The organism is Mesorhizobium sp. M0968 (genome assembly GCF_040319065.1).
Classification (GTDB): Bacteria; Pseudomonadota; Alphaproteobacteria; order Rhizobiales; family Rhizobiaceae; genus Mesorhizobium.
The window spans coordinates 422,154-446,720 of record NZ_JAMYNL010000004.1 but is presented as its reverse complement, the minus strand read 5'-3'; the positions used below and the strand labels follow the sequence as shown (position 1 = coordinate 446,720).

Annotated in this window: 25 protein-coding genes; 12 read left to right on the top strand and 13 right to left on the bottom strand. The window is 62.3% G+C overall.

What is annotated here, in order from left to right:
* Positions 1–6: 6 nt before the first annotated feature.
* The 7 genes from NKH67_RS10080 to NKH67_RS10050 all read right to left on the bottom strand — a co-directional run bounded on the left by NKH67_RS10080 (position 7) and on the right by NKH67_RS10050 (position 5,541).
* Positions 7–615, bottom strand: coding sequence for a thiamine pyrophosphate-dependent enzyme (locus tag NKH67_RS10080; protein WP_352470588.1), 609 nt, complete (start codon positions 613–615; stop codon positions 7–9).
* The gene (locus tag NKH67_RS10075) at positions 612–1,112 is read right to left on the bottom strand and encodes a thiamine pyrophosphate-binding protein (protein WP_352470589.1); all 501 of its coding nucleotides are present in this window, start codon (positions 1,110–1,112) and stop codon (positions 612–614) included. The genes NKH67_RS10080 and NKH67_RS10075 overlap by 4 nt, the downstream gene beginning before the upstream one ends.
* Before the next feature lie 90 nt (positions 1,113–1,202).
* A complete protein-coding gene (locus NKH67_RS10070; protein ID WP_353030703.1) occupies positions 1,203–2,123 on the bottom strand; it encodes a LysR family transcriptional regulator in 921 nt (306 codons plus the stop codon).
* The gene (locus NKH67_RS10065) at positions 2,124–3,926 is read right to left on the bottom strand and encodes an adenine deaminase (RefSeq protein WP_352470591.1); all 1,803 of its coding nucleotides are present in this window, start codon (positions 3,924–3,926) and stop codon (positions 2,124–2,126) included.
* A 36-nt stretch (positions 3,927–3,962) separates the two neighbouring features.
* Positions 3,963–4,667 carry a glutathione S-transferase family protein gene (locus tag NKH67_RS10060; RefSeq protein ID WP_353030701.1) on the bottom strand — a complete coding sequence of 235 codons (705 nt, stop codon included), beginning with the start codon at positions 4,665–4,667 and terminating at the stop codon, positions 3,963–3,965.
* On the bottom strand, positions 4,595–5,317 hold the full coding sequence (locus NKH67_RS10055; RefSeq protein ID WP_352470593.1) for a Rieske 2Fe-2S domain-containing protein: 723 nt from the start codon (positions 5,315–5,317) through the stop codon (positions 4,595–4,597). Before NKH67_RS10055 ends, NKH67_RS10060 begins: the two co-directional genes overlap by 73 nt.
* Complete coding sequence (locus tag NKH67_RS10050; RefSeq protein WP_352502545.1) at positions 5,314–5,541, bottom strand: hypothetical protein; 228 nt, start codon at positions 5,539–5,541, stop codon at positions 5,314–5,316. The genes NKH67_RS10055 and NKH67_RS10050 overlap by 4 nt, the downstream gene beginning before the upstream one ends.
* Before the next feature lie 299 nt (positions 5,542–5,840).
* On the opposite strand from NKH67_RS10050, the gene add reads away from it, so the two are divergent.
* From add to guaD, 8 genes are all read left to right on the top strand, one after another.
* Positions 5,841–6,881, top strand: a complete 1,041-nt coding sequence (gene add / locus NKH67_RS10045; protein ID WP_352470595.1) for an adenosine deaminase — start codon at positions 5,841–5,843, stop codon at positions 6,879–6,881.
* Between the two features lie 27 nt (positions 6,882–6,908).
* The gene (locus NKH67_RS10040; protein WP_353030699.1) at positions 6,909–8,030 is read left to right on the top strand and encodes a BMP family ABC transporter substrate-binding protein; all 1,122 of its coding nucleotides are present in this window, start codon (positions 6,909–6,911) and stop codon (positions 8,028–8,030) included.
* Between the two features lie 115 nt (positions 8,031–8,145).
* Positions 8,146–9,750 carry an ABC transporter ATP-binding protein gene (locus NKH67_RS10035; RefSeq protein ID WP_352470700.1) on the top strand — a complete coding sequence of 535 codons (1,605 nt, stop codon included), beginning with the start codon at positions 8,146–8,148 and terminating at the stop codon, positions 9,748–9,750.
* A 2-nt stretch (positions 9,751–9,752) separates the two neighbouring features.
* Complete coding sequence (locus NKH67_RS10030) at positions 9,753–10,805, top strand: ABC transporter permease (RefSeq protein WP_502893731.1); 1,053 nt, start codon at positions 9,753–9,755, stop codon at positions 10,803–10,805.
* 10 nt (positions 10,806–10,815) lie between these two features.
* Positions 10,816–11,751 carry an ABC transporter permease gene (locus tag NKH67_RS10025; RefSeq protein WP_352470597.1) on the top strand — a complete coding sequence of 312 codons (936 nt, stop codon included), beginning with the start codon at positions 10,816–10,818 and terminating at the stop codon, positions 11,749–11,751.
* Between the two features lie 7 nt (positions 11,752–11,758).
* The gene (locus NKH67_RS10020) at positions 11,759–13,159 is read left to right on the top strand and encodes an 8-oxoguanine deaminase (protein WP_352470598.1); all 1,401 of its coding nucleotides are present in this window, start codon (positions 11,759–11,761) and stop codon (positions 13,157–13,159) included.
* Positions 13,160–13,182: 23 nt separating this feature from the next.
* A complete protein-coding gene (locus tag NKH67_RS10015; RefSeq protein ID WP_352540085.1) occupies positions 13,183–14,046 on the top strand; it encodes an aromatic ring-hydroxylating dioxygenase subunit alpha in 864 nt (287 codons plus the stop codon).
* Between the two features lie 100 nt (positions 14,047–14,146).
* Positions 14,147–15,514, top strand: a complete 1,368-nt coding sequence (guaD, locus tag NKH67_RS10010; RefSeq protein WP_352470600.1) for a guanine deaminase — start codon at positions 14,147–14,149, stop codon at positions 15,512–15,514.
* Between the two features lie 78 nt (positions 15,515–15,592).
* Here guaD and NKH67_RS10005 read toward each other — a convergent pair whose 3' ends face one another.
* Complete coding sequence (locus NKH67_RS10005) at positions 15,593–16,648, bottom strand: alpha/beta fold hydrolase (protein ID WP_352449826.1); 1,056 nt, start codon at positions 16,646–16,648, stop codon at positions 15,593–15,595.
* A 345-nt stretch (positions 16,649–16,993) separates the two neighbouring features.
* Positions 16,994–17,578 (bottom strand): glutathione binding-like protein, encoded by a 585-nt coding sequence (locus NKH67_RS10000; RefSeq protein WP_352470601.1) that lies wholly within the window; start codon positions 17,576–17,578, stop codon positions 16,994–16,996.
* 360 nt (positions 17,579–17,938) lie between these two features.
* Here NKH67_RS10000 and petA point away from each other — a divergent pair, with 360 nt between their 5' ends.
* Genes petA through NKH67_RS09980 form a run of 4 tightly spaced genes read left to right on the top strand, consistent with a single transcriptional unit; the run spans position 17,939 to position 22,311 of the window.
* Positions 17,939–18,520 (top strand): ubiquinol-cytochrome c reductase iron-sulfur subunit, encoded by a 582-nt coding sequence (gene petA / locus NKH67_RS09995; RefSeq protein WP_502893738.1) that lies wholly within the window; start codon positions 17,939–17,941, stop codon positions 18,518–18,520.
* A 16-nt stretch (positions 18,521–18,536) separates the two neighbouring features.
* Positions 18,537–19,832: a cytochrome b gene (locus NKH67_RS09990; RefSeq protein ID WP_352470602.1), complete on the top strand. Its 1,296-nt coding sequence runs from the start codon at positions 18,537–18,539 to the stop codon at positions 19,830–19,832.
* 23 nt (positions 19,833–19,855) lie between these two features.
* Entirely contained in the window at positions 19,856–21,373 is a 1,518-nt protein-coding gene (locus NKH67_RS09985; protein WP_352470603.1) for a mechanosensitive ion channel family protein, read from the top strand.
* Positions 21,374–21,399: 26 nt separating this feature from the next.
* Positions 21,400–22,311, top strand: coding sequence for a pirin family protein (locus NKH67_RS09980; protein WP_352470604.1), 912 nt, complete (start codon positions 21,400–21,402; stop codon positions 22,309–22,311).
* Between the two features lie 67 nt (positions 22,312–22,378).
* Here NKH67_RS09980 and NKH67_RS09975 read toward each other — a convergent pair whose 3' ends face one another.
* From NKH67_RS09975 to NKH67_RS09960, 4 genes are all read right to left on the bottom strand, one after another.
* Positions 22,379–22,810: a DUF1810 domain-containing protein gene (locus NKH67_RS09975; protein ID WP_352470605.1), complete on the bottom strand. Its 432-nt coding sequence runs from the start codon at positions 22,808–22,810 to the stop codon at positions 22,379–22,381.
* Positions 22,811–22,852: 42 nt separating this feature from the next.
* Positions 22,853–23,134 carry a GNAT family N-acetyltransferase gene (locus NKH67_RS09970; protein ID WP_353030696.1) on the bottom strand — a complete coding sequence of 94 codons (282 nt, stop codon included), beginning with the start codon at positions 23,132–23,134 and terminating at the stop codon, positions 22,853–22,855.
* A gap of 52 nt (positions 23,135–23,186) precedes the next feature.
* Positions 23,187–23,921, bottom strand: a complete 735-nt coding sequence (locus tag NKH67_RS09965) for a sensor histidine kinase (RefSeq protein ID WP_353030694.1) — start codon at positions 23,919–23,921, stop codon at positions 23,187–23,189.
* 127 nt (positions 23,922–24,048) lie between these two features.
* Positions 24,049–24,486, bottom strand: coding sequence for a CBS domain-containing protein (locus NKH67_RS09960; protein WP_352455793.1), 438 nt, complete (start codon positions 24,484–24,486; stop codon positions 24,049–24,051).
* Between the last annotated feature and the right edge of the window lie 81 nt (positions 24,487–24,567).

Sequence of the window (24,567 nt, the reverse complement as noted above, 5' to 3'; positions counted from 1 at the left end):
ATCTCGTCAGTTGTGCTCGCTCGGGCCCATGATGACGATGCCTTCGCTCGCCTCGACATGGCGGACGAAGATATACTTGTCCTCGCGGCCGTCGCTGTGTTTGCGCTTGATGTCCGGCTGGACCGTTCCCGAGACCTTGGCGACCACGATATAGGGCGCATCCACAGCGAGCCCCCTTGCACAATGTGCGTCGAACTCCTCCACCGTGCGCGCCGTATGGGCGTTCTCGAGGCCGGCGCCGCGCGCGATCGCGGCAAGGTCGACGCGGCCCAGCGCCGTATGGGTCGGCGGGCCGCCGATCGACTGGTAGCACTCATTGTCCCAGACCACGACGAAGAGGTTCTTCGGCTGCTCGTTTCCGAGCGTGGCCAGGATGCCCAGGTTGAAGAGCAGGCCGCCATCCGTATCGAGCGAAATGACGCGGCGGTGCGGCAGGCCGGCGGCGAGCCCGAAGGCCTGCGGCGTGACGCAGCCGAGTTGCTGCTGGAACAGGCTCGCCTCGCGCATATGCGGCGCGGCGTTGTACCACTCGTCGACGCTGCCGCCGAGCGAAAGGACCACCAGCTCATCCTTCAGCCGCGCGGCGAGCGCCTTCATGCAGTCGAAGCGTCTCACCGCACCACCTCGCCGCCGAGCGCCACAGCCGAATGGTAATAGGACGCATAGGACCAGGAATAGGCGTCAAGGATGGCGCGCTCGATCTTCGCCTCCTCGGTGACGATCCGGTACGGCACGCGCAGCGCGTTCAGCACCGGCTCCATGGTGATGCCATGCGGGACTGCCCACCAGTTGTTCTCGCCGAGCTCGCCGCGATAGCTCATCAGCATCATGACCGGGATGCCGGCTCCAAGGCCCATGCGGGCCAGCGGCTCGACCGAGGCGCGCAAGCCGGAATTTTCCATGACCAGCGCCGCGCGCTTGCCCGACAGGAAGACCCCGCCACATATCGCCGCGCCCTCACCCTCGTTGGTGACGCGGATCGTGCGGATATCCGGATCGGCATCAAGGGCCGGGTAGAGCTCCTTGAACAACGAATCGGGCAGATAGCAGACGATGCTCACTCCCGCCCGCTTAAGCCCCCGAATGACCGCGTCGACCGCACTCTGCTTCATGACATCCCCTTCGGCCGGGAAGTCTCGCAAAGCTCAGTTGTTCGAGATAGGGACAAATTACTCTCTTTATCGATGCGCAAAATGCAACAACTAATCATGCAACGCCTCGACCATGCGGGCCAGCAGCGCCGCGAATGCGGAGGCCGCATCCGACATTTCGCGTTCAAGCCGGGCGAGCAGCATCAGCCGGTGCGGGTTCATGCGAGAATCGCGCAACGGCACGAAAACGAGCGATCCGTCAGCCACTTCCGGCTCGATGCCGAGCTTGGTGCGAAGCACCACGCCGAGGTTGAGGCGCACCATCTCGGTCATCAGTCCGATCGAGTTGGTCCGTGACCGTCGCGTGATGTCGATCATGGAGCGCCCGATCGCATCGTCGATCGAAATGTCCAAAGCAAGGCTGTTGTCCGAGACGATGACCTGTTCGCCGGCAAGATCGAACAGCTTCACTTCCTTGCGGCCGGCAAGGCGGCTGCCCGGATGAGCGACGACGCCCAGCGGCAGAGGCGTGCTCGCGATCTTGCGCACGTTGCGCGGCACGCGCACGTCGAAAGCAAGCGCCAGATCGCATTCGCCGTCGGCAACCGCATCGCAGGCGCGCTGCGACCCGGCGACATGCACGTCGACCGATATCTGCGGGTGGCGCTTCCAGAATTCCTTCAGCGCGTTCGGCACGAGCCCGCGCGCCGCGCTCTCCACGATCGCCACGGACAACGAGCCGCGGTTGAGGCCACTGAGATCATTGATCTCGGACGAGGCGCGCGCCAACTCGGTGATGCTCTGACGCGCGTGGTAGAGCAGAAGCTCGCCTGCGCTGGTCAGTTTCAGTCGCTGGCGCACACGCTCGAAGAGCGGCGTGCCCAGTTCGTCCTCCAGGCCCTTGATGACGCGGCTGATGGAGGATGGCGCCACGTTGAGCGCCTGCGCGGTCTGGCGAACCGAGCCCAGCCGCGCGACCATTTGGAAATAATGGATGCGCGGTGAGACCAGCCCAAGTCGGAAGGGATCCACTCAGGCGGCCTCAAAGGCGGGGACGATCTCCATTTCCGGCACCAGCACGAGACCTTTGTCGGTGATACGGATTTCGGGGATGACCGAGAGCGGGATGAGGTTGAAGCCCATATAGGGAATGCAGCAGCCGGCCGCCTCCCATTCCCGTTTGAGGATCTTCACCTCCTCCGCGACCTCAGTGACGCGCTTGTCGGACAAAAGGCCGGCGATCGGCAGTTCAACCATGGCAGTCACTTTGCCGTCGACGACGACACAGACGCCGCCTTGCGTTTCCTCGATCGCCCGCAGCGCCACCTGCATGTCGGCCTCGTTGAGGCCGGCGATGATGATGTTGTGGCTGTCGTGACCGACAGACGATGCGACGGCGCCGCGTCGCAGCGTGAAATTGCTGAGCAGCCCGTAGGCGACGTTGCCGTCCGACTTGCCATGGCGCTCGACCACAGTGACGAAGCACAGGCCGTGGCGGTCGAAATGGTTCTGCCAATCGTTGGACGGATCGAGCGTGATCTTCTGGTGGCCGAGCGTGATCCCCGGCAGTTCGGTGCGGATGGTATGCGCCACCACCTTGCCGGTTGGCAGCTCCGGCGTCAGCTTGATCTGCTTCGGCAGCTTCACTGTGTGGTAGGCCGTGTCCGGATAGCGGTAGCGGGTCGAGAGGGCCTGGTCGAGCAGCGGCATGATCTTGCCGTCATCGACGACGAGTTCGCCGCCATACCACGTGCTAACGGGATCGAAGCCGTCGTCGAGCAGCACCAGGTCGGCACGGCGGCCACCACCGAGGCCTCCGATTTCGCCTTCCATTGCAAAGCGCGTCGCGCCATGCAGCGAGCCCATCGACCAGGCCTGCTCCGGCGTCATGCCGGCCTTCATCGCCTCGCGCGTCACCCAGTCCAGGCCGAAGAGCATCAGGTCGTCAGCATCGCGGTCGTCGGTGCAGACCGCGATGCGCTTATGCGAGGCTCCGAGTTCCGTAATCGTCTTGATCGCTGCGGGCAGGCTGTGCCACGGTGTCGTCGGCGGGCCGCCACGCAGGAACAGCCAGATGCCGGCCTCGAGCATGTCGTCGGCGATCTCGCGGTCGATCGCCTCATGGGTATCGGTGACGCCGGAGGCCGCATAGGCCGACACGAATTCGCGTCCATAGACGTGTCCCGACACCGGGCGGCCGCGTCTCAGCGCCGCAGCGAGGATGGCATGGCTGCGTTCATCGCCCATAGCCACTGGCACGAAATCCATCTTCTCGCCTAGCGCCACGGCTTCCGGCCATTTGTCGAACAATGCGCCGATCTTCTCGGCTGTCAGGTCGCCACCGGCCGTTTCCAGCAACGGCGAAGTTGCCGGGACGGTGCTCGGAACCGTCAGGAAAATGGACAACGGCGCCAGGCGCGCGTCCTCCAGCATCGCCTCGATGCCAGCAACGTCCATGACGTTGCCGATCTCGTGGCTGTCGCAGAAGAGGGTCGTGGTGCCGTTGAGCAGCGCCGCCTCGGCATAGGCGCAGGCCGTCACCATCGAGGATTCGATGTGGATGTGCGGATCGACCAGGCCGGGGGCGACGATGCCGCCCCTGGCGTCATATATCCTGGCGCTGCCACCCTTATAAGTGCCGGCCGGCTTCACAGCGGCGATCCGCCCTCCCGACAACCAGATCTCGCGGCCTGGAAGCACGCGCTCCGAATAGGTCGACAACACGCGTGCGCCGGCAATGACCAGATCGGGATCGGCTCGCCCGGAAGCGACGCCGGCCAGCCGCCGGGTCATGGACGAGAGCGGCTGGACGGAAAAGCGCGTGAGAGAGGTCATTCTGTTGCTTGCCTCGTTCTCGTCGAATGTTGGGCGTCAATGGTAATCGGGGATGCCCGGCATGGTCGTGAAGCCCGGAAGCGCGCGGAAGCGACGCACCCAGCGGCGCAGCGCCGGATACTCGTCATGGTCGACGCCGAAATCGCGGCTCAGCGCAAACGCCGGAAAAAGCGCGATGTCGGCGATGGTCGGGCGGTCCGCAGCGAACCATTCTTTCTTCTCGAAACCCCGCGCGGTCATATGGTCGTCCATGGCGCGGAGTGCGTGCGCGGCACCGGCCCGCAGCGCAGCCTCGTCGCCGCCGGCGCCGAACATGGCATGGCGGCGCGCGGCGCTGGCAACGCCGAGATCGCCGGCCGCGAAGAAAAGCCACTGCATCACCTTGGCGAAATCCGAACCATCCGCCGGCAGCCATGCACCCGTTGAATCGTGGCTGCGCGCCAGATGGACGATGATGGACTCGGCGCCGAACATCGTCACCTCGTCGTCGCGGAGAATGGGCAGGCTGCCCGCCGGGTTCATGGCCAGGAATGGCGGCGTCTTCTGCTCCGCCCCCGGAAATGCATCGACTGCAACGGTCTGCCATTCCAGGCCGAGCATGGAAAGCGCCAGCCGCACCTTGTAGCAGTTTTCGTCCAGCTCGTAGTTGTAGAGCGTGATTCTCGCCATCATGCAGCCCGCGTCGTCGAGGTCGCGCCGGTACGCCCGGTCTCGAGATGATGACGCAGCTCGCTCGTCCAAGCGAAGAAATGCTTCTGCCCCTTGCCGGCATACTTGGCTGCCGGTCCGTCAATCACGATGTGTAGGGCCGATCGTTTGTCGGTCAGTTCCTGCAGGCCAAGAAGCAGCGTGTCTTCGCCGACCGTCAGGCTGAACAGCATCCCGCTCAGCGCCTTCAGCTCAGCGAGCCCGGATCCGCGGGAGAAGGGCCTGGGCGGCATGGCCCTCACGACATCGATCACCATTGCGGCGGGACTGTCGAGATGCAGGCTGCGGACCGGCACCACCTCCTCTGCCAAGGCAGGCAATTCGGGCAATGCTGCTGCCGGATCCAGTGCCGTCCAGACTATCCCAGCCGCCTCGGCCGATCTGTGGGCAGACACGGTAATGGACGCCGGCACCCTGAGATCGGGGTGGGCCGGAATGTATCGGCACTGGCCGGCCGCATCGTACTGCCAGCCGTGATAAAGACAGGCAATATGATCGCCGCGGACAAAACCGAAGCTCAGCTTCATACCGCGATGCGGGCAGCGATCCTCCCACACATGCGCTGCGCCACTGTTGTCGCGCCAGACCACCAGCTCGTTTCCGCCAAGGCGGATTCCGGCCGAACTGCCCGGCTCGATCGATCCCGACAGCGCCACTGGGTGCCATCCAGCCTGTATCGTCATTCTGCGTCTTTCCCTCTGGAATATTCCCAAATTTCGGCCCGTTCGCAGTCCATCACCAGACAGTCGATTGGCCCCAAGCTACATGCCATCTCGAAGGCATCGATGAGATCGGGCTGGCCCGAAACCTGGACGACAAAAAAATCGTCCGCGGCTTCGTGCACCAGCAGATCGAGATTGAGCCGAGCGGCACGCCTGTCGGCGAACTCGCCAAAGCTCGACGACACCAGTCGGCCGATGAAGCGCAGGCGCGTTGTTTGAGGCGGAGGCGCAGGGTTCTGCGCTTCCCGTAGGTGCTTCATGCCTATATTTCTCCCGGCCTGCACATTTTTTAAGCAGTTTTAGAATGTGTCTAGTTAGGCATCATTTTTTGGCTTGTGCAAGCCCCGTTTCCCTGACATCTGTTGCGTATCAGGTGATCGGACAGTTGGAAAAAGCCGCGATTATCGAACAACTCGGCAGCCGTCCGTCGCCCAAGAAAACCAGGTACGGCTTTGGGGTTGCCGATCCGGGCGAGTGAGCGTCGATGTCGTTGTCAAGTTTCATTCAGCTCATGCCGAAGGTCGAGTTGCACTTGCACCTCGAGGGCGCCGTATCCGCGGAGACATTCGCCGAGCTGGCGGCGCTGAACGCGGTGCCGCTGCCGGACGGCAGACTGACATCGGAGCTCTACAGCTACGGCAACCTGCTGGATTTCCTGAAGATTTACGATCTGGTTTGCGCCTCGATCAGGACTGCGGACGATTTCTCTCGCATCACCTTCGAGGCACTGGAGCGCTGCGCTAAAGCCGGTGCGCGCTACGTCGAACTGTTCTTCAGCCCGCATGCGCATCTGGCTCATGGCGTGGCCTATTCGACTATGCTCGAAGGCATCCTCGACGGCTTTCACCGCGCAAAGGAGCGCTATGGGCTTATGGCAAAGCTGATACCGGCGCATGCGAAGCCGCTCGGCGCGGCAGGTGGCGAGCGCTTCCTGGACATGGTTCTGGCCGAGCGCCCGGCTGAGGTGATCGGCATCGGCTTCGATTACGACGAACGCCCGAACCCGCCGCCGATGTTTGCGCGCATCGTCGAGCGAGCGCGGGCTGCCGGGCTCAATGTCACCAACCATGCGGGCGAGGATGGCCCGGCGGACTATGTCCGCGATACCGTCGACGTCCTCGGCCTGAGACGGGTCGACCACGGCTACCATGTCGTCGACGATCCGGCGCTGATGGAGCAGTGCAAGGAGATGGGCATCGTCTTCACCTGCTGTCCGAGCACGACGCTGGCCACCACCGTCTGGCGTGACCTCACCGCGCCCGACCACGCGATCCGCCGCATGATCGAGGCCGGGCTTACCGTGACGATCCACTCCGACGATCCGCCCATGTTCGCCACGACGCTCGACCGCGAATACGCGCTGATCGCCGAAAATTTTGCGCTCGGGCCGTCGGCACTGAAGCGGATCGCGCTGGCTGGCCTGTCCGCAGCATGGCTCGATGACGACATCAAGCAGGCATGGTCGGCCGACTGGTCGGCAGAAATCGACCGCCTCATGGAAACCGAACTGTCTCTCCCGAACTGAACACGACACGGAACAAAGGACCGAAGCATGATCGACCTGCGCAATCTCTCCCGCCGAGGCTTCCTCAACATGGGCGCCGCGGCCGGCGCCTCGCTGCTCCTGCCGAAATCCGGCCTTATCACGCCCGCCAATGCACAGACGCCGCTCGCCGCCGTCGCCGAGGAAAACGCGGTCATCGCCTTCGGCCACACTGGTCCGGTGACCGATGAAGGCTGGACCTGGAGCCACGACCAGGGCATGAAGGCCGTGCAGGAAGCGTTCCCGAAGCTGAAGACGCTGTTCGTCGAAAGCATCCCCTATTCGGCCGACGCGACCCGCACCTTCCGCCAGTTCGTCTCGGAAGGTGCCAACATGGTGTTTGCCACCTCCAACTATGGCGACTTCCTCTACGACGTGGCCAAGCGTTCGCCGGACGTCGCCTTCTATGAATGCGATGGCCGCAACCCGCTCGAAAATCTCTCGACCTACTATCTCGCCCACTGGTACCCAACCTACGTCACCGGTGTCGCCGCGGGCCTGATGAGCAAGAGCGGCAAGCTCGGCTACGTCGCCTCCTTCCCTGTTCCGTCGGTCTTTTCCGGCACCAATGCCTTCCTGATGGGCGCCCGTTCGGTCAATCCCAACGCCACGATGCAGACCATCGTCATCAACTCGTGGTTCGATCCGCAGGCTGCCACCCAGGCCGGCACCGCGCTCATCGACAACGGCGCCGACCTTCTGTTCGGCATCATGGACGAAGCAGGCTATCTGCAGGTGGCCGAGCAGCGCGGCGCGAAGGCCGTGATGTGGAATACCGACATCCGCCGCTACGGGCCGAAGGCCTACGTCTCCTCGATCGCCATCGACTTCAAGAAATTCTATGTCGACCAGGTGCGCCTGCGCCTCGAAGGCAAGTGGACGCCATCGCAGACCATCCTGCCGATGGGCGGCGGTATCGACCGCGATGCCTGGGGCGAGACGGTGCCCACCGAGGTCGCAAAGCAGGCCGATGCCGTGCGCGACAAGATTCTCGGCGGCTGGAGCCCGTTCGAGGGCGAGATCAAGGACACCAAGGGCAACGTCAAGGTGGCTGCCGGCCATCGCATGACCGAAGAGGAACTCTACAACTGGGATTGGTCGATCGACGGCGTCAGCGGCCTCCAAGCGTAGTCCTGAAAGATTGCAGAGTTTTCGGATAGACTATGCGGCAGAAGGCAAAGAGCTAAGCGGGATGAATGATTTTGTTCCAGTTCATCATGCTTCGAGCGAGCACCGCTACGGCGGCATGGAGGTGCCGTCCACCTCCCCGGGACGTTACGAGCCTGGCTCCGGCGCACCGCCGCTCGTGCTGCTCAAGAGCATCAGCAAATATTTCCCCGGCGTCGTTGCCAACCAGGACGTCGACCTGGACGTGATGCCGGGGGAGATCCACGCCTTGCTCGGCGAGAATGGCGCCGGCAAATCGACCTTGATGAACATCCTCACCGGCATCTATCAGCCGGATGCCGGTGAGATCGTCGTCGACGGCTATGCCAAGCATTTCGCATCTCCAGTCGATGCGATCTCCGCCGGTATTGGCATGGTCCACCAGCATTTCAAGCTGGTGACCGCCTTCACGGTCGCCGAGAATATTCATCTCGGCTGGTCCGAAACGCCCAAGCGTATTGGCTCGTCGGTGCTCGAGGCGCGGACTGCCGCACTGGCCGAGAAGCTGAACCTCGCGGTACGGCCATCCGCGCGCGTCGCCGATCTTTCGACCGGCGAGCAGCAGCGCGTGGAAATCCTACGCGTGCTCGCGCGCAATGCCCGTGTTCTGATCCTCGACGAGCCGACTGCAGTGCTTACTCCGGCGGAAGCGCGCGAGCTCTTCAAGGCGCTCAAGCAGTTCGTGTCCCGGGGCAATGCGGTGATCTTCATCAGCCACAAGCTCGACGAGGTCCTGGAAATATCAGACCGCATCACCGTGCTGCGCGGCGGCCGCAAGGTGGCCACCGAAAATACCGCGGACTGCGGCGAGAAGATGCTGGCGCGCCTGATGGTTGGCCGTGAGATCGTGCTCAGCAATCTGCGTGCCAGGCAGCCAGGCGCGGCCGGCATCTCCGCCGAGCCGGTGCTCAGCCTCAAATCCGTCGTCGCGCGTGACGACGTGGGCGGCATCCTTCTCGACGAGGTTTCGCTCGACATCCATGCCGGCGAGATTCTCGGCATCGCCGGTGTGGCCGGCAACGGCCAGAAGGAGCTGACCCAGGTCGTCACCGGCTTGCGGCCGATCCACTCGGGCCAGATACTGCTCGGCGGAAAGGGCGTCACGACCGCCGGCGCGGTCGATTACGCGAAGTTCGGCGTCGGCCACATTCCCGAAGACCGGCTGCACAGCGGTCTGGCGCCGGCGCTTTCAATCACCGACAACGCCATAATCCGCGAATATGCGTCGGCGCCTGTTTCAAAGGGCTTCGCGTTCCGACCGCGCCTAGCGGCTGCTCTTGCGCGCACGATCGCCGAAGCGGCATCCGTTGCGGTGCCCAATTTCGGCATGCCCATGCGCAACCTTTCCGGCGGTAATCAGCAGCGCCTCGTCGCACGCCGCGAGATGCGCATCGCAAGCAAGGTTCTGATCGCCGCCTATCCGAGCCGTGGCCTCGATGTCGGCGCGATCAACACGATGATGCACTATCTCGTCGAATTGCGCGATGCCGGCGTCGGTGTGCTCTTCATTTCCGAGGAGCTGGAAGAGCTGTTCAACCTGTCGGATCGCATCGCCGTAATGTTCCATGGCAGGATCATGGGCGCGGTGGAGACTGCCTCCACCGACATCGAGGAAATCGGCCTGATGATGGGCGGGCAGATGCGGTCCAGTGCTGGCGCCCAGGCCGCTGCCGGGAAGCACTGACCTTGGCGATCAAGCTCCAGCGCGTTCCATCCGCGCAGCCCTCCGTTGCCTTTGCGGCACGTGCCCTGGCGATCGTGCTGGCATTGGGGGTCGCCGGCCTGGTTCTGGCCGCTCGCGGCAATGCTCCCGTCGAACTCGCCTGGGAGGTGCTCAACTCGACTTTTGGCTCGAGCTTCGGGCTGGAAGATGTCGGACTTCTGGTCACTCCCCTGATCCTGACCGGCCTGTCGGTCTGGGTAGCGCTGAGAATCGGCGCCTGGAACATCGGCGCGGAGGGCCAATTCTATGCCGGCGCCTTCAGCGCCACGGCAGTCGCGCTGTTCATTCCCGGCCCGACCTGGCTGATCCTGCCTGTTATGTTCATCGCTGGCGCGCTCGGCGGGCTGCTCTGGATACTGGTGCCGACGCTGGCGCGCGCCTACGCCGATGTCAGCGAACTCATCACCACCCTGCTTCTGAATTTCGTGGCGACGCTGATGGTCTACTACGTCGCCACCGGACCATGGCTCGACCCGAGCGGCCATGCGCTCGCGACCACTGCACGTCTGCCGCATGACGTGCCTGAATTCTGGGGTATCGTGCACTACGGTTTCCCGCTGGCGATCCTGCTCACCTTTGTCATCGCAGGACTGCTCAACTACACGCGCTGGGGTTACGAGGTGCGGGTCGCTGGGTCGAACCCGAGCGCGGCGCTTTATGCGGGCATGCCGTTCCGCCGCCGCCTGATCGTCGTCCTGCTGATGTCGGGAGCGATCGCCGGCATCGCCGGTATGCTGGAAGTAGCTGGCACGGTGCATCGCCTGCAGGGCGGCATTTCCAACAATTTCGGCTATCTCGGCATCATGGTCGCGGTGCTGGCGCGCGGTTCCTCACTTGGCGTGCTCGCAGGCGCGGCTTTGATGGGCGTCATCCTGAATTCGGGCATCATCCTGCAGACGCAAGGCATCACCGTCTCGGCCGTGCTCGCCATCACCGGACTGATCCTGTTCTTCACGGCGATCGGCAACGAACTCGCTCACTACCGCATCACGCGGACCGAACCGGTCGCGAGCTGAGGAAACACCCATGGACATGATCGCCGGACTGATCCAGACCTCCATTCTCGCCGGCGGCGTGCTGGCGCTGGCGGCGCTGGGCGAGACGCTCTCCGAGCGCGCCGGCGTCGTCAATCTTGGCGTCGAAGGGCTTATGGCGCTCGGTGCAATCACTGGCATCGCGGTCGTCGTCGCCACGCCGCACCCTATGCTCGGCTTCGTCCTTGCGCTTGCCGTCGGTTTCCTCATTGGCTGCGTCTTCGCTCTTGGCACCGTCGTCATTAAAGCGAACCAGGTGTTGTGCGGCCTGGCGCTGACGCTGATGGGCACCGGCATGGCCGCAACGATCGGTCGCGCCTATTCCGGCATGCCGGCGCCGGCGACCTTCGCGCCGATCGCTATTCCCTATCTTAGCGACATCCCGCTGCTCGGTCGCGCGATCTTCACGCAGAACATCCTTGTCTACCTGATCTACATCGTCCTGCCGGTTGTGCTGCACTACATCATGTTCCGCACGCGCCACGGGCTGAACATGCGCGCGGTGGGCGAAAACCCCGCGGCAGCCGACGCCGCCGGCATTTCGGTGCTAAGCATCCGCTTCTGGTATGTCGCCGCGGGCTCGGCGCTGGCGGCCGGCGCCGGCGCTTACCTCACGCTTGCCTTCGTTCCCTCCTGGTCGGAAGGCGTCGTGGCCGGCCGCGGCTGGATTGCCGTCTCTCTCGTCATCTTCGCAGGCTACCGGCCCCTCAACGCCGTGCTGGCCGCTCTGCTGTTCGGTCTCATCACCTCGCTCGGCTTCGTCGGCCAAGCACGCAACTGGCCGATCGCGGCGCCGATCCTGTCGATGCTGCCCTATCTCGGCACGATCGCCCTGATCATCGTGCCGGTGCTTGCCTGGCAGCGCATGCGCCGGGTAATGGCCGCGCCGGCTGCTCTCGGCGAACCCTATTTCCGCGACATGCGTTGAGACCGTCATGCCCCGCCTGCTTGTCAAGAACATCGATCTGCTCGCCACCTTCGATGATACGCGCCGCGAGATTTCCGACGGCGCCTTGATGATCGACGACAACGTCATCGAAGCGGTCGGCACCACCGCGGAACTCAGTGCCTCCAGTGCCGACGAGGTGCTCGACCTATCGGGCCATGTCGTCATGCCGGGCATGGTGAACACGCATCATCATATGTACCAGAACCTCACCCGTGTGATGGCTCAGAACGACGAACTGCTTGTCTGGCTGAAGACGCTCTATCCGATCTGGGCCGAGCTCGACGACGATGCGATAGGTGTCTCGGCGCGCGTAGCGATGGCCGAGCTTATCCATTCGGGCTGCACGACCAGCTCCGATCACCTCTACATCTTGCCCAACAACTGCACGCTCGACGCGACGATCGGTGCGGCCCGCGATATCGGTCTGCGTTTCCACGCTGCGCGTGGAGCCATGTCGCGCGGCGAAAGCCAGGGCGGCTTGCCGCCGGATCGCTGCGTCGAAAAGGAAGAGGATATCCTGAAGGATGCCGAACGGCTGATCGGCGGCTATCACGACGCGTCGCGGCATTCAATGAGCCGAATCATCCTGGCTCCTTGCTCGCCTTTCTCGGTGACTCCGGAGTTGATGCGCGATGCGGCATCGCTGGCGCGCAGCCACAAGGGCGTGAACCTGCATTCGCACCTTGCCGAAGAGCTTTTCGAGGAGAAGTACTGCCTCGAAATCTATGGCAAACGGCCGGTCGAGTTCGCCGAATCCGTCGGCTGGCTCGGTGACGACGTCTGGTTCGCCCACTCGATTTTCATGACCAGCGACGAGATCGACCGCTTCGCCGAAACCGGCACCGGGGTCGCCCATTGCCCGTCGGCTAACATGCGCTGCGGCCAGGGCATCGCGAAAATCCGCGAGATGCTCGACAAGGGCGTGAAGGTCGGCCTTGGCGTCGACGGCTCGGCCTCGAACGACACGTCGAACCTGTTCATGGAAGCGCGGCTGGCGCTGATGCTTCAGCGTGTCGCGCCGCACCACTACCTCTCCGAAAAGCCCGGCGGCCGCGGCGGTTTCGGCGGCACGCCGACGGCGCTGTCCGCGCGCGAGGCCCTCGAAATGGCGACGCGCGGTGGCGCTGCCCTGCTCGGCCGCAATGACATCGGCCATCTCGCGCCCGGCATGTGCGCCGACTTCATCGCGGTCAAACGCAGCCAACTCGGCCTTTCCGGCACCGAGCGCGACCCGCTCGCCGCGCTGGTGCTTTGCGGACCCTTCAAGGTCGACTATTCCTACATCAACGGCCGGCAGATTATCGCGAGAGGCGACTTCGCCTCTTTCGATGTCGAGGCGGCGATGGCCGACCACCGGGCCGTGATGGACCGCATCTATCGGCAGTGAGATAGCACAGGAAGGACGCAACAATGACGATTAAGCGAGCTGCGGAGCAGGCGGCCCTCGACCAATGGTATTGCATTGACGCGCTGAACGAGATTCCGGTCGGCACGATGCCGAACCGGCTTCTGGGCGTCGATCTGTTGGTAGCCCGCGATACGGCAGGCCCGGTCAATGTGTCGCGTGCCGGCGACGGCAGCCAAGTCCCGGCCAAGGAACGCTACGGCTATCTATGGATCACGCTCGGCATGCCGGCCGGCGATGTGCTGTCGATCCCGGAGGCCTATGAGGACGATCGCCGGCCTGTCGTTTGCGGAGCGATCGCGGTAAAGGCGTCCGGCCTGCGCATCGTCGAGAATTTCCTCGACATGGCGCATTTCCCCTTCGTCCATACCGACATATTGGGCGCCGAGCCGCACACGGAAGTGCGGCATTACACAACCGAAATCCGCCGCGACGTGGATGAGGTGTGGGCGACCAACTGCGAATTCTTCCAGCCGCAGGCAGCACTCTCGGCGACCGGCGGCATCATGACCCAATACATGTACCGGGTCGCCAATCCTTTCGCGGTGATGCTCTACAAGACCTGCCCCAACTCGGCTACCCGGTGGGACGTGATCTGTCTGTTCATGCAGCCCCTCGATCCGGACCGCTGCCGCGCGCACCCCGTCATGTTCCTGATCGACGACGTATCGACCACGACCGAACTTGTGCAGTTCCAGCAGCTCATCTTCCTGCAGGACCGCATCATCCTGGAGAACCAGCGGCCACTTCTTTTGCCGCTCGAGCCGCGCGCGGAAATCCCGACGCGGGCCGACGGCTCGTCGATCGCCTATCGCCGCTGGCTGAAGGAGAAGGGCATCACCTACGGCACGACGGCGCAAGCCGCATGAGCGGCAGCCCTTCCGATATTGTCATCGGCATCGACGGACGGGCAATCACGCTCTGGCGCTTCGCGACGGCAGTGCGTAGCTGTTCTTCGGCGGAGGACAGGTGAGCGACCTGAGCGGCAAGACGCTTCTGGCCAGCGGCTTTCACGCGCCGGAGCGCGGGCTCGTGGAAGAGTTGCTCCATGCCCTGATCGCAATCGATCAATCAGGCATCATCGCCTCGGTGCTGCATCCGCATGATGCCGGCTATGACGAGGCGCTGGAGGCCGCGCGCCGGACCGGTTCGCTGGCGACCTTGCCGGCGCAGAGTTATCTGCTGCCCGGCTTCGTCGATCTTCACGTGCACGCGCCGCAATATCCGCAGCTCGGCAGAGCGCTGGACGTGCCGCTCGAGGCCTGGCTCCACAAACACACGTTTCCCCTGGAGGCGCGCTACGCCGATCTCGCCTTCGCGCGGCGCAGCTACGGCCTGCTGGTCGACGACCTGATCGCTAACGGCACGACCACAGCGCTCTATTTCGCAACCATCCACCAGGACGCGACAAGGCTGCTCGTCGACATTTGCCTCGAACGTGGGCAACGTGCGCTGGTCGGTAAAGTGGCGATGGACAATCCCGACGAGTGCCCGGCCTATTATCGCGATACCTCGGCGGACGCGGCCATCGATGGCACGCGCGCTCTGATCGACTACGTGCATGGGCATCCGGACAATGCCACGGGACGGGTAAAGCCGGTCATTACGCCGCGCTTCATCCCCTCCTGTACCGACGCCGCCCTCAAAGGGCTCGGCACGCTTGCGCAGGAATGCGGCTGCCATGTGCAGACGCATTGCTCGGAGAGCGACTGGGCGCATGGCTACGTGCTGCAGCGCCACGGGATCAGCGACACGTCTAGCCTTGATCGCTTTGGCCTGCTGCGCGCCGGCAGCGTGCTCGCGCACGCCAATTTCATTACGCTTGCCGACATGGAGACGATCCGCGTGCGCAAGGCGGCCGTGGCGCACTGCGCCGTCTCCAACGCCTACTTCGCAGGCGCCGTGTTCCCGTTGAGGGCGGCCCTCGAGAAGGGTGTCAAGGTCGGGCTCGGCACCGACATTTCCGGGGGACCGAGCGCCTCGATGTTCGATGCGATGCGCGCGACGGTCATGTCGTCGCGCATGCTGGAAACCGGCACCGACCCGGCGCTAGCGGCCGAGACGCGCGGCACGGCCGGAACAGCACGCGTCGACTTTCGCGAGTCCTTCCACCTGGCGACGGCAGGCGGTGGCGCGGCACTCGGCTTGCCTGTGGGGCGATTCTCGCCTGGCTACCATTTCGATGCGATCCTGGTCGACACCGCCGCGCCCAGAGGCACAATTCACCTGTGGGACGAACTCGACGACGGCGACGGCATCCTTCAGAAGATCGTCTACTCCGCTTCCAGGGCCAACATCGCGTCGGTCTGGGTCGGCGGGAGAGCTGTTCTCGCCTAAGCGGACCGGAGGCTGTGCCGAGAACCAGGACTCTTCCCGTTTTATTCCTTGCGGTCGGGGGCACGTCATGGATTTTGATCAGTATTCGCCGACGTCGATGACAGCCTGGGCAAAGGCTTGCGGGGCTTCTTGAGGCAAGTTGTGGCCGATACCGCCGGTGATGATCCGGTGCGTGTATCTGCCCGAGAATTTCTTGGCGTAGGAACTGCTGTCGGGATGGGGTGCGCCATTGGCATCGCCCTCAAGGGTAATGGTCGGCACTGTGATCACGGGAGCTTCGGCCAGCCGGTTTTCCAGAACGTCATATTCCGGCTCGCCCTGTGCCAGGCCGAGCCTCCAACGGTAATTGTGAATGACGATGCTGACGTGATCCGGGTTGTCCAGTGCTGCGGCGCTGCGCTGGAAGATGTCATCATCGAAATTCCACTGCGGCGAAGCGAGTTGCCAGATGAGTTTGGCGAAATCGCGCGTGTATTTCTCGTAGCCGGCGCGGCCGCGATCCGTGGCGAAGTAATACTGATACCACCATTGAAGCTCCGCCTCCGGTGCCAGCGGCACCATGCCGACCTGCTGATTTCCGATGAGATAGCCGCTCACCGAGACGATCGCCTTGCAACGCTCAGGCCAGAGCGCGGCAACGACATTGGCCGTTCGAGCGCCCCAGTCGCAGCCGGCGATCGTGGCCTTTTCGATCCCCAGCGCATCCATCAGGGCGATCGTATCCGCGGCGAGCGCCGACTGCTGGCCGTTGCGCATCGTCTCGTCCGACAGGAAGCGCGTAGTGCCGTAGCCGCGCAGGTAGGGCACAATCACGCGGTACCCCTTTGCGGCAAGCAGGGGAGCGACATCGGCGTAGGTGTGAATGTCATAAGGCCAGCCATGAAGCAGGATCACTGGGGCACCTTCGGCGGGCCCCAGCTCCGCATATCCGACGCTCAGATTTCCGGCATTGACCTGCCCGAGCGAGCCGAATGATTTCTGCGTGGCTTGCGTAGCAGATGCCCTCGCCTCGACCGTCCAAGTGGCCGCCGGCTCGCTCAAGCCGAGTTCGGTGGCGGCGAACGTCATTGCTGCAGCACCAACAATGCGCCGGCGGCGATGATCGACCGTGTCGGGAGCCTTACTCGCATTCATGATGAAGCCTCTGTAATGACCAACAAGCAGGAACGACCGGACCGCCCGCCTCATCGGCCGACAGGAAATGTTGCCTATTTCGATGGTGACTGCGGGCGGCGGACCAACCACTGTAACACTCGGCCAGGAGGCAGTGCGGCGAACTCTGATTGAATGCCGGTCAGGTCAAGCGTTTCCTCGATTTCCCTCCTCAGAAATTCGAGACCTAGGCCGTCCCCGCGCTTGGAAGCGGCTGGATGTAGATGTAGCATCCGCAGGAACGGCAGCATGAGAATGACTCCTGATCTTCTGTTTGGGCGAGAGGACATGTTGCATCTGGTCTTATGCTCGAAGTCGCCCTCAGCTTCAGACGAGGCCCTCACGATCCATTGCGATGCGCACGGCCGGTCGGGCAGCCATTCGGACGCGAAGGGCTTGCAAAGGCGCGGGAACAGGGACTTGGAAGCGGGCCGCCCAAAGCAGCATCACGAAAAGATAAAAATCCGCGACGCTCGGCTTGTCGCCGAACAGATAGTCGGTCTCGAGCCCGTCAGCGACGAACTCGAGTTGGCTCGTAATCGTCGCGCTCGCCCTGGCCTTTTCGGCATCGCTGCTTTGGTGCCACATCGGCTTGAAGCTTCGGTGTATTTCAGTTGAGATGTAGGTCAGCGCTTCGAGAAGGCGGGTACGGCCCAACGGCCCCGCCACTGCCAGTGGCGGGTATTGCGACGCAATCCAGTCGAGGACGGCGATATTTTCCGTCAGCGTTTCGCCGCTATCCAGCACGAGGGCTGGAACATAGCCCTTGCGCGTGACGGTAGTGAAATCATCCCCGGAGCCTGTCCGTTTGGTCTTGAGGTTCACACTTTCGCGCTCGAAGGAAACACCGGCCTCTTCCAGAGCGATGTGGTCCGCCAGGCTGCAGGCGAGAGGGCTGTAGTAGAGTTTCACCGCTTTTCCCTTTTCTGAACCCGATTGAATCCCGCAACTGGTCGTCGCCGAGCGGAAAACCTGCCCCGCGCCACGCGAGACAACCGCTCCAGAAACTCGCACTTGGCGGAGACGACGACTACGACACCGACAGCTAGACGTGCCTATGCCGAGGTATGGTCGGACTGAAGTTCGGGATCGCCGTGCGCAATGCCGGGACGTATGCCAGCTCAGCGGCCAACGGTTATCTGGAGGAATCCAGAACCTTCCATAATGGCATCATCGCCGGCCCGGCCAGTCCTTCGCTCAGGAAATCCTAAACGAAAGTATTGGACGCACGTGCCGTTGGCACGATGGCTCACACCCGGCCACGGCCGGCATATTCCGCGCGGCACGAGCAGACTGGAAACGCGAAAGCCGTGGTCTGACTTTTGCTCGATTGCCACCAACGCGATGACGCAGCTTCCGACAATAGGAGTCGCCATCATGGCCGACCTTTCCGAAACCTCCACAGCCGAGCACACATTGCGCGTCGAGGCGCCCGCCGCGATCGAGGTCGACGTCTCCTCGCTGACGCCGGGAACGTCGCTGATCGTCGACTGGCACGGCAAGCCGGTTGTCGTGCGCAACCGCACCGAAAAAGAGAGGAAGGACGGCCAGGCAGTCAGTCTCGCCGAGCTCAAGGATCCAATTGCCCGCAACGCCAACCTGCCGGCCGATGCGCCGGCAACCGACGCCAATCGAACTATGCCGGGCAAGGAAGCCTGGGTGGTGATGATCCAGGTCTGCACCCATCTTGGCTGCATCCCGCATGGTCAGGGAGGCGATTTCGACGGCTGGTTCTGCCCCTGCCATGGTTCGCAATACGACACTGCCGGCCGCGTCCGGAAGGGGCCGGCACCCGAGAACATGGCGGTACCGGTGTTCCAATTCGTTTCCGACACCAAGATCCGTATCGGCTGAGGCAGGGGGCATTTCGATGAGCGGCGGCAAACACTCGACCTATACGCCCAAAACCAGAATCGAACGTTGGTTCGACGCCCGCCTGCCGCTGCCGCGGCTGGTCTATGACAGCTTCATCGTCTATCCCGTCCCGCGCAACCTGAACTATGCCTATACGTTCGGCGGCATTCTCACGATCATGCTGGTTTCACAGATCCTGACCGGCATCGTGCTGGCGATGCATTACGCCCCTGATACGGGGCTGGCCTTCAACTCGGTCGAGCAGATCATGCGCGACGTGAATTCGGGCTGGCTGCTGCGCTATCTCCATTCCAACGGCGCGTCGTTCTTCTTCATTGCCGTCTACCTCCACATCTGCCGCGGGCTCTACTATGGTTCGTACAAGGCGCCGCGTGAGCTGCTGTGGGTGCTCGGTTGCACCAACCTCCTGCTGATGATGGCGACGGCCTTCATGGGCTACGTGCTGCCTTGGGGACAGATGTCGTTCTGGGGCGCTACTGTCATCACCAGCTTTTTCACCGCCATCCCACTGATCGGCGACTGGCTCCAGCAGCTTTTGCTCGGCGGCTTCGCGGTCGATAATCCGACGCTGAACCGCTTCTTTGCGCTGCATTACCTGCTGCCATTTGTGCTTGTGGGCGTGGTGACCTTGCATATCTGGGCGCTTCACGTCGTCGGCCAGAACAATCCGACCGGCATCGAGGTCAAATCGAAAACCGATGTCGTGGACTTCACGCCCTATGCCACCGTCAAAGATGCCTTCGGCATCCTCGTGTTCCTGTTCTTCTTCGCCTATTTCGTCTTCTACCTGCCGAACTACCTCGGCCATCCCGACAACAACAGCATCGCCAATCCGCTGAAGACGCCGGCCCACATCGTGCCGGAATGGTACTTCCTGCCGTTTTATGCGATCCTGCGGGCCATCACCTTCAATATCGGGCCGATCGATTCCAAGCTCGGCGGCGTGCTCGCGATGTTCGGCTCGATCGCCGTGCTGTTCCTGGTGCCGTGGCTCGACACCTCGAAGGTGCGCTCGGCGGTCTATCGGCCCTGGTACAGGGTGCTCTTCTGGCTGTTCGTTGCCAATGCCCTCTTTCTCGGCTGGCTCGGCTCCCGGCCGGCGGAAGGCGCATACGTCGTCATGTCCCAACTGGCGACGCTTTACTATTTTGCGTTCTTCATCATCGCCATGCCGGTGCTCGGGCTGATCGAAAAGCCGCGACGGCTGCCGAATTCGATCACCGAAGCAGTTCTCGAAAAAGACAAGGCCAGCGCCAGAGGCCCGATCGCCGGGCCGGAGACCAAACGTTGAACCGGGCATCGCGGTGATCGTTCATGAACTGGTGGAACTCTCCTCTGGTCTACATCGTGTTGCTCGGCCTCGCCGGGATCGTCGTTTGGTCTCTCATCCCCAGACGCTTCGCCAATGCGAAGCTGGTCGTCCAACTCGCCTTTTTCGTCGCGATGTCGGCCATGGTTCTCCACCTGCGCGTCGTGCCGTACGAGGCCGCAGGGGACAACGAGACAACCGGAGGAGCGATCCTCATCGGCTCGGTCAAGCTGCTCTGGTGGGTTCACCTTGCCTGGGCGCTGATCGGATTTGTCCGTATCTATCTCGTCTTCGAGCGAAAGCCGCGCGAGGCACGTCTCCTGCAGGACGTCGTGGTCGGTGTCGTCTACGCTGGAATGTTCCTGTCGATCCTGGCGTTTGTCTTTGCAGTGCCGGTCGGAACGCTCATTGCCACGTCGGGCGTGTTTGCCGTCATCCTGGGACTGGCGCTCCAGAATACGCTTGGTGACGTATTTTCGGCGATCGCGCTTAACCTCGGCCGCCCTTACGTGCTTGGAAACTGGATCATTCTGGGCGACGGAACCGAAGGCCGCGTTATCGAGACCAATTGGCGGTCGACCCAACTTCTGACCCCGACACACAATGTCGTGGCGCTGCCAAACAGCCTTCTCGCCAAGATCGGGGTAACAAATCTAAGCGGTCCGGACGAGAGCCATGGACTTGCCGTAACCGTCAAGGTGGCGCCAACGAAGACGCCGGCGATCATCGTAGACCTCATGCGCACTGTCTTACTGAGCTGCAATTCGATCCTCCAGGACCCTTCGCCTTCGGTCACCATCAGAAGCCTGGATGCCACAGCTATCGAGATCGAGTTGTTTTTTCGCGTCGCAAGTATCGACCAGCGAAGTGCCGCTCGGAACGAAATCTTCGATCTCATTTATCGCCATTCAAAGTCGACCGGCATGCTGCTGGCGGAGCCATTTTCAGGCTCGATTGCCATGACCAACCGGCCGGGCCACGAGACGGCGGCCTCCCAAGGCTTCACCCCGATCGAACTCATCAATTCCATACCGGTATTCTCGGCGCTAACGGATACCGAGCAGGGTTCGCTCGCCAAAGCGGCCTCGGTTCGCACCTACCATAAGGGCGAAATCATCGCACGACAGGGAGAGATGCTGCCGTCGCTCATGATCGTTCGGACGGGCGTCATCGTCCGGCAAATTGGCGAGGACGATGATCAACTGCAGGAGATCTCCCGGCTTGCACCTGGCGATTTCTTCGGCGAGACCGGCTTGCTCGCCGGTATTGGCGAGATGTCGAGTTTGCGGGCAATGACCCCTGTCACGGTTTACGACATAGACCAGGAAAGCTTTGCGCCGCTGCTGCACGACAGGCCCGAAATGGCCGAAGATCTTGCCGCGATCCTGTCGATGAGGGTGTCGGCTTTTAATGAAAGCGGCATCGCCGGACAGCACCACGCGAGCTCCAAATTCGCGCTCCTCAAAGCCATTCAGACAGTCTTTCGAGCCGCTTCGTTCAAGCGCGTTCGAGCACCTGGCTGACAAGGCATGCAGAAGGACAGAGATCCATGACCATCCGCCAAAGCGGTATCACAGGCATCGATACACTCATCCAGCCAGCTATCCGTGATTTTGCGGACGGACTGAAGATAAGGCGCGTATTGCCGTCCTCGGATCGCCTGATGATCGGGCCCTTCATCCTGTTCGACCATTTCGGCCCCGCTATATTCGACGCAGGTCACGGTTTCGATATGGGACCGCATCCGCATATCGGCGTTGCGGCCGTGACCTACCTGATCGATGGCGAGATCGTCCATCGCGACAATTTGGGAAAAGTGCAGACCATCCGTCCTGGCGAGGTCAACTGGATGACGGCCGGGTCGGGCATCGTCCATTCCGAGCGCACGCCACCGGAAGTCCGGGCGTCGGCAAGCAATCTCTTCGGCGCTCAGGCTTGGATCGCCCTCCCCTCCCGCTATGAAGAAATTGCCGCCGACGTCGCACATTTTGGCGCTCCCGAAATACCGAGGATCTGTGCCGACGGCGTCGAGTTTACGTTGATCGCCGGCGCGTCCGACCGGTTGGTCTCGCCGGTAAGGACGTTCTCCGACATGGTCTATGCCGAAATTGTGCTCACGAGCGGTGCGCGCTACCAGGTGAAACCCGAACACCGTGAGCGTGCGATCTACATCGTCGCCGGTGAGGTTGGAATTGTCGGCCAGTTCGGTACGTTTCATGAGGCCGAATTAGTAGCTCTGGCGCCCGGCGCTGAGATTGTGCTCCAGGCGCCTGCCTTCCATGCGGCGAGACTGATGCTGATAGGAGGTGAGCCCCTGGCCGAGCCACGTCATATCTTTTGGAACTTCGTCTCCTCTTCAGCCGAACGGATCGAGCAGGCAAAGGCGGATTGGCGCGAACGCCGCTTCCCCGGCGTGCCGGGAGAGCACGAGCTCATGCCTCTGCCAGATGGCAGCGTGTGAGGGATAAGGCAGCGGATGGTGACCTCAGCGCCGCGACAGCTTTACGCCGGGTGGCGCAGGCAGACCACTACGATATCAAGTAGAGATCGTTCATCGTTTCCTCATCGAGCAAACCGTCGAACCAGACGTCGAAGATTGTCTCGAGCAGGAACTCGTCGTTGCTTGCTTCGGAAAACAGCGTGAGGGACGCGTGCAACTTCTTCGCATCAACGTCACCGAAGACAGCGCGAGCGCTTAGGCCGGAGAGCCGTTGCAGGGTGCCAACGCATTCCCGATAACGGCCTCCGAGGATCGGAAACGAGAGATAGGCGCTGGCTTCGTCGAGCGATGTGATTGCATATGGCTCAGGCGCTGTACCACTTCGCCTTGTGGCCAACCTTGGGAAGATGAACTCCATGTAGGGAGTGCACATCATCCCTCGAGGTAGAATGGCCAGCGCGTCGTCGTAGACCGGATCCTGTGCGCTGACGAATCTCTGCAAATCATACTCGTCAGGCATTTGGATGGATCCTTGGGAAACCCTCAACATTCGTGCCCATGACTAGCCGCCGACGACATCTGCATAGTCCGGGTGCTTGGCGAAAAAGCGGCTCATGAAGGGACATTTCAAGATCGCTTTACGGCCGGTCTTGCGGAGCAGTTCGAAGGTTCCTTGGGCCAATTGCGACGCGATCCCTTGTCCGGAAAATTCCGACGGGACTTCGGTGTGTATCAGCGCAACCTTCCCGCCCTCGAGCCGATAACAGGCCGCCGCAAACATATCACCGGCGATCGGCAGCTCGAAACGGTGCTGTTGGACGTTTGCAACGACTTGTGCATCCATCTTTATCTCTCGATTGTATGTCACGTGTCACCGGAGGCAGATTGGCGGGCCGCTATCGCATCGCAGGCAACCGCAGAGTGACGGTCGTGCCTTTCCCAAGTGTGCTCTGAATATCGATGCTTCCGCCTGATTGCTCGGCAAAGTGCTTCACCATCGGCAAACCGACGCCGCCGAGGCCTTCGCTTTTGGTGGTGAAGAACGGATCGAAGGCGCAGACCATCGTCTCGCTGGTCATCCCGATACCGTTGTCCGCGACGCGGATGTCTACCTGACCGGCGGCAGAGTTCTCAGAGGCCAAGCCGGCATCGATCGAGATGAAACCGCCGTCAGGCATTGCATCGCGCGCGTTGAACAGAAGATTCAGAACCGCATTTTGCAATCCAAAGCGATCGCATCTCACCAAAGGCAGGTCGGACCCAACCCGAAGCTCAAGACCGAAATTGGCATCCAAGGCGCTCCGTACGAGGGTTTCGATCTCAGCCAGGCAAGCACCTACGTTTGTGTATTCGATTTCCGCGTGGCTCTCTCGGGCCAGGCTGATGGTTTGCCGGACAAGGCCACCAGCCCGCTCCAAAGCCGTTTTGGCGCCGGCTATTACAGGCCCGAGCGCCGGAGCCGCTTGGATGCTCGGATCGCGGGCCAGGTGGTTCAACGCCGACGAGGCGACCTGAATGAGATTGCCCAGGTCATGGACGATGCCGGCCGTCGACATTTGCACGGACATACCACCTCCAGGGCCATCGGGCGGGCCGTCGAAGACATCTTCTTTTATGTCCGGACGAAACATTTCGTTCCCCGCTGGCTAAGTCGGCACCTATTGGCTTCAACACGCTATAATTTATGGCTTTTATTTTCCATTATATCTAAGAAGACGCCGATACATACTTCCGTATATTCAATCGCGAGACGATGCTCTATTGATAGCCGATCCCGCTGATGTAGTTGGCAAGCAGCCGTTCCTGCAGTTCCTCTTGTTTGAAGAGCGCCTTCATCGCATCACGGATATCGAGGACGCCTAGCGGTTTCGAGTCGGCCCCGAGCACCGGCACATTCTGCAGGCCTTGCGCGGCCATGGTCTGCCAGACTGAATGAAGATCATCATCGGGACCACAGGACACGATGGACCGGCTCATCAATGCCGCAATCGGCGCTTCTGTTGGCCCTGAATTCGCCAGATGGCGGACAAGGTCGGACTTGCTCAGCACGCCTGCCGCCTCCCCACTGCCGTGGCACACCACGACCAGGCCTATTGCGGGCCTGGAAAGTGAGAGTGCCGCACTGCGGAGTGGAGCGTCGACATCGACCACCATGAGACGGGCCGATATTACTGGATGCAGACTGTCAATTCGCATGACGCCCTCCTGAGAGCGCCTCGCGGCCGCGGCCGCGGGGCTGGGATCGGTTCCAGTGTTGGTCGCCGAGCTCGGCGCCTT

Excerpts from the sequence above, each read along its gene's own strand:
- NKH67_RS09965 (WP_353030694.1), bottom strand. The coding sequence starts at position 23,921 with ATGTTTCGTCCGGACATAAAAGAAGATGTCTTCGACGGCCCGCCCGAT.
- NKH67_RS10005 (WP_352449826.1), bottom strand. The coding sequence starts at position 16,648 with ATGAATGCGAGTAAGGCTCCCGACACGGTCGATCATCGCCGCCGGCGC.
- NKH67_RS10055 (WP_352470593.1), bottom strand. The coding sequence starts at position 5,317 with ATGACGATACAGGCTGGATGGCACCCAGTGGCGCTGTCGGGATCGATC.
- NKH67_RS09980 (WP_352470604.1), top strand. The coding sequence starts at position 21,400 with ATGACCATCCGCCAAAGCGGTATCACAGGCATCGATACACTCATCCAG.
- add (WP_352470595.1), top strand. The coding sequence starts at position 5,841 with ATGTCGTTGTCAAGTTTCATTCAGCTCATGCCGAAGGTCGAGTTGCAC.
- NKH67_RS10065 (WP_352470591.1), bottom strand. The coding sequence starts at position 3,926 with ATGACCTCTCTCACGCGCTTTTCCGTCCAGCCGCTCTCGTCCATGACC.
- NKH67_RS10015 (WP_352540085.1), top strand. The coding sequence starts at position 13,183 with ATGACGATTAAGCGAGCTGCGGAGCAGGCGGCCCTCGACCAATGGTAT.
- NKH67_RS09990 (WP_352470602.1), top strand. The coding sequence starts at position 18,537 with ATGAGCGGCGGCAAACACTCGACCTATACGCCCAAAACCAGAATCGAA.
- NKH67_RS09985 (WP_352470603.1), top strand. The coding sequence starts at position 19,856 with ATGAACTGGTGGAACTCTCCTCTGGTCTACATCGTGTTGCTCGGCCTC.
- NKH67_RS09960 (WP_352455793.1), bottom strand. The coding sequence starts at position 24,486 with ATGCGAATTGACAGTCTGCATCCAGTAATATCGGCCCGTCTCATGGTG.
- NKH67_RS10040 (WP_353030699.1), top strand. The coding sequence starts at position 6,909 with ATGATCGACCTGCGCAATCTCTCCCGCCGAGGCTTCCTCAACATGGGC.
- NKH67_RS09975 (WP_352470605.1), bottom strand. The coding sequence starts at position 22,810 with ATGCCTGACGAGTATGATTTGCAGAGATTCGTCAGCGCACAGGATCCG.
- NKH67_RS10075 (WP_352470589.1), bottom strand. The coding sequence starts at position 1,112 with ATGAAGCAGAGTGCGGTCGACGCGGTCATTCGGGGGCTTAAGCGGGCG.
- NKH67_RS10035 (WP_352470700.1), top strand. The coding sequence starts at position 8,146 with ATGGAGGTGCCGTCCACCTCCCCGGGACGTTACGAGCCTGGCTCCGGC.
- NKH67_RS10025 (WP_352470597.1), top strand. The coding sequence starts at position 10,816 with ATGGACATGATCGCCGGACTGATCCAGACCTCCATTCTCGCCGGCGGC.
- NKH67_RS10020 (WP_352470598.1), top strand. The coding sequence starts at position 11,759 with ATGCCCCGCCTGCTTGTCAAGAACATCGATCTGCTCGCCACCTTCGAT.
- NKH67_RS09970 (WP_353030696.1), bottom strand. The coding sequence starts at position 23,134 with ATGGATGCACAAGTCGTTGCAAACGTCCAACAGCACCGTTTCGAGCTG.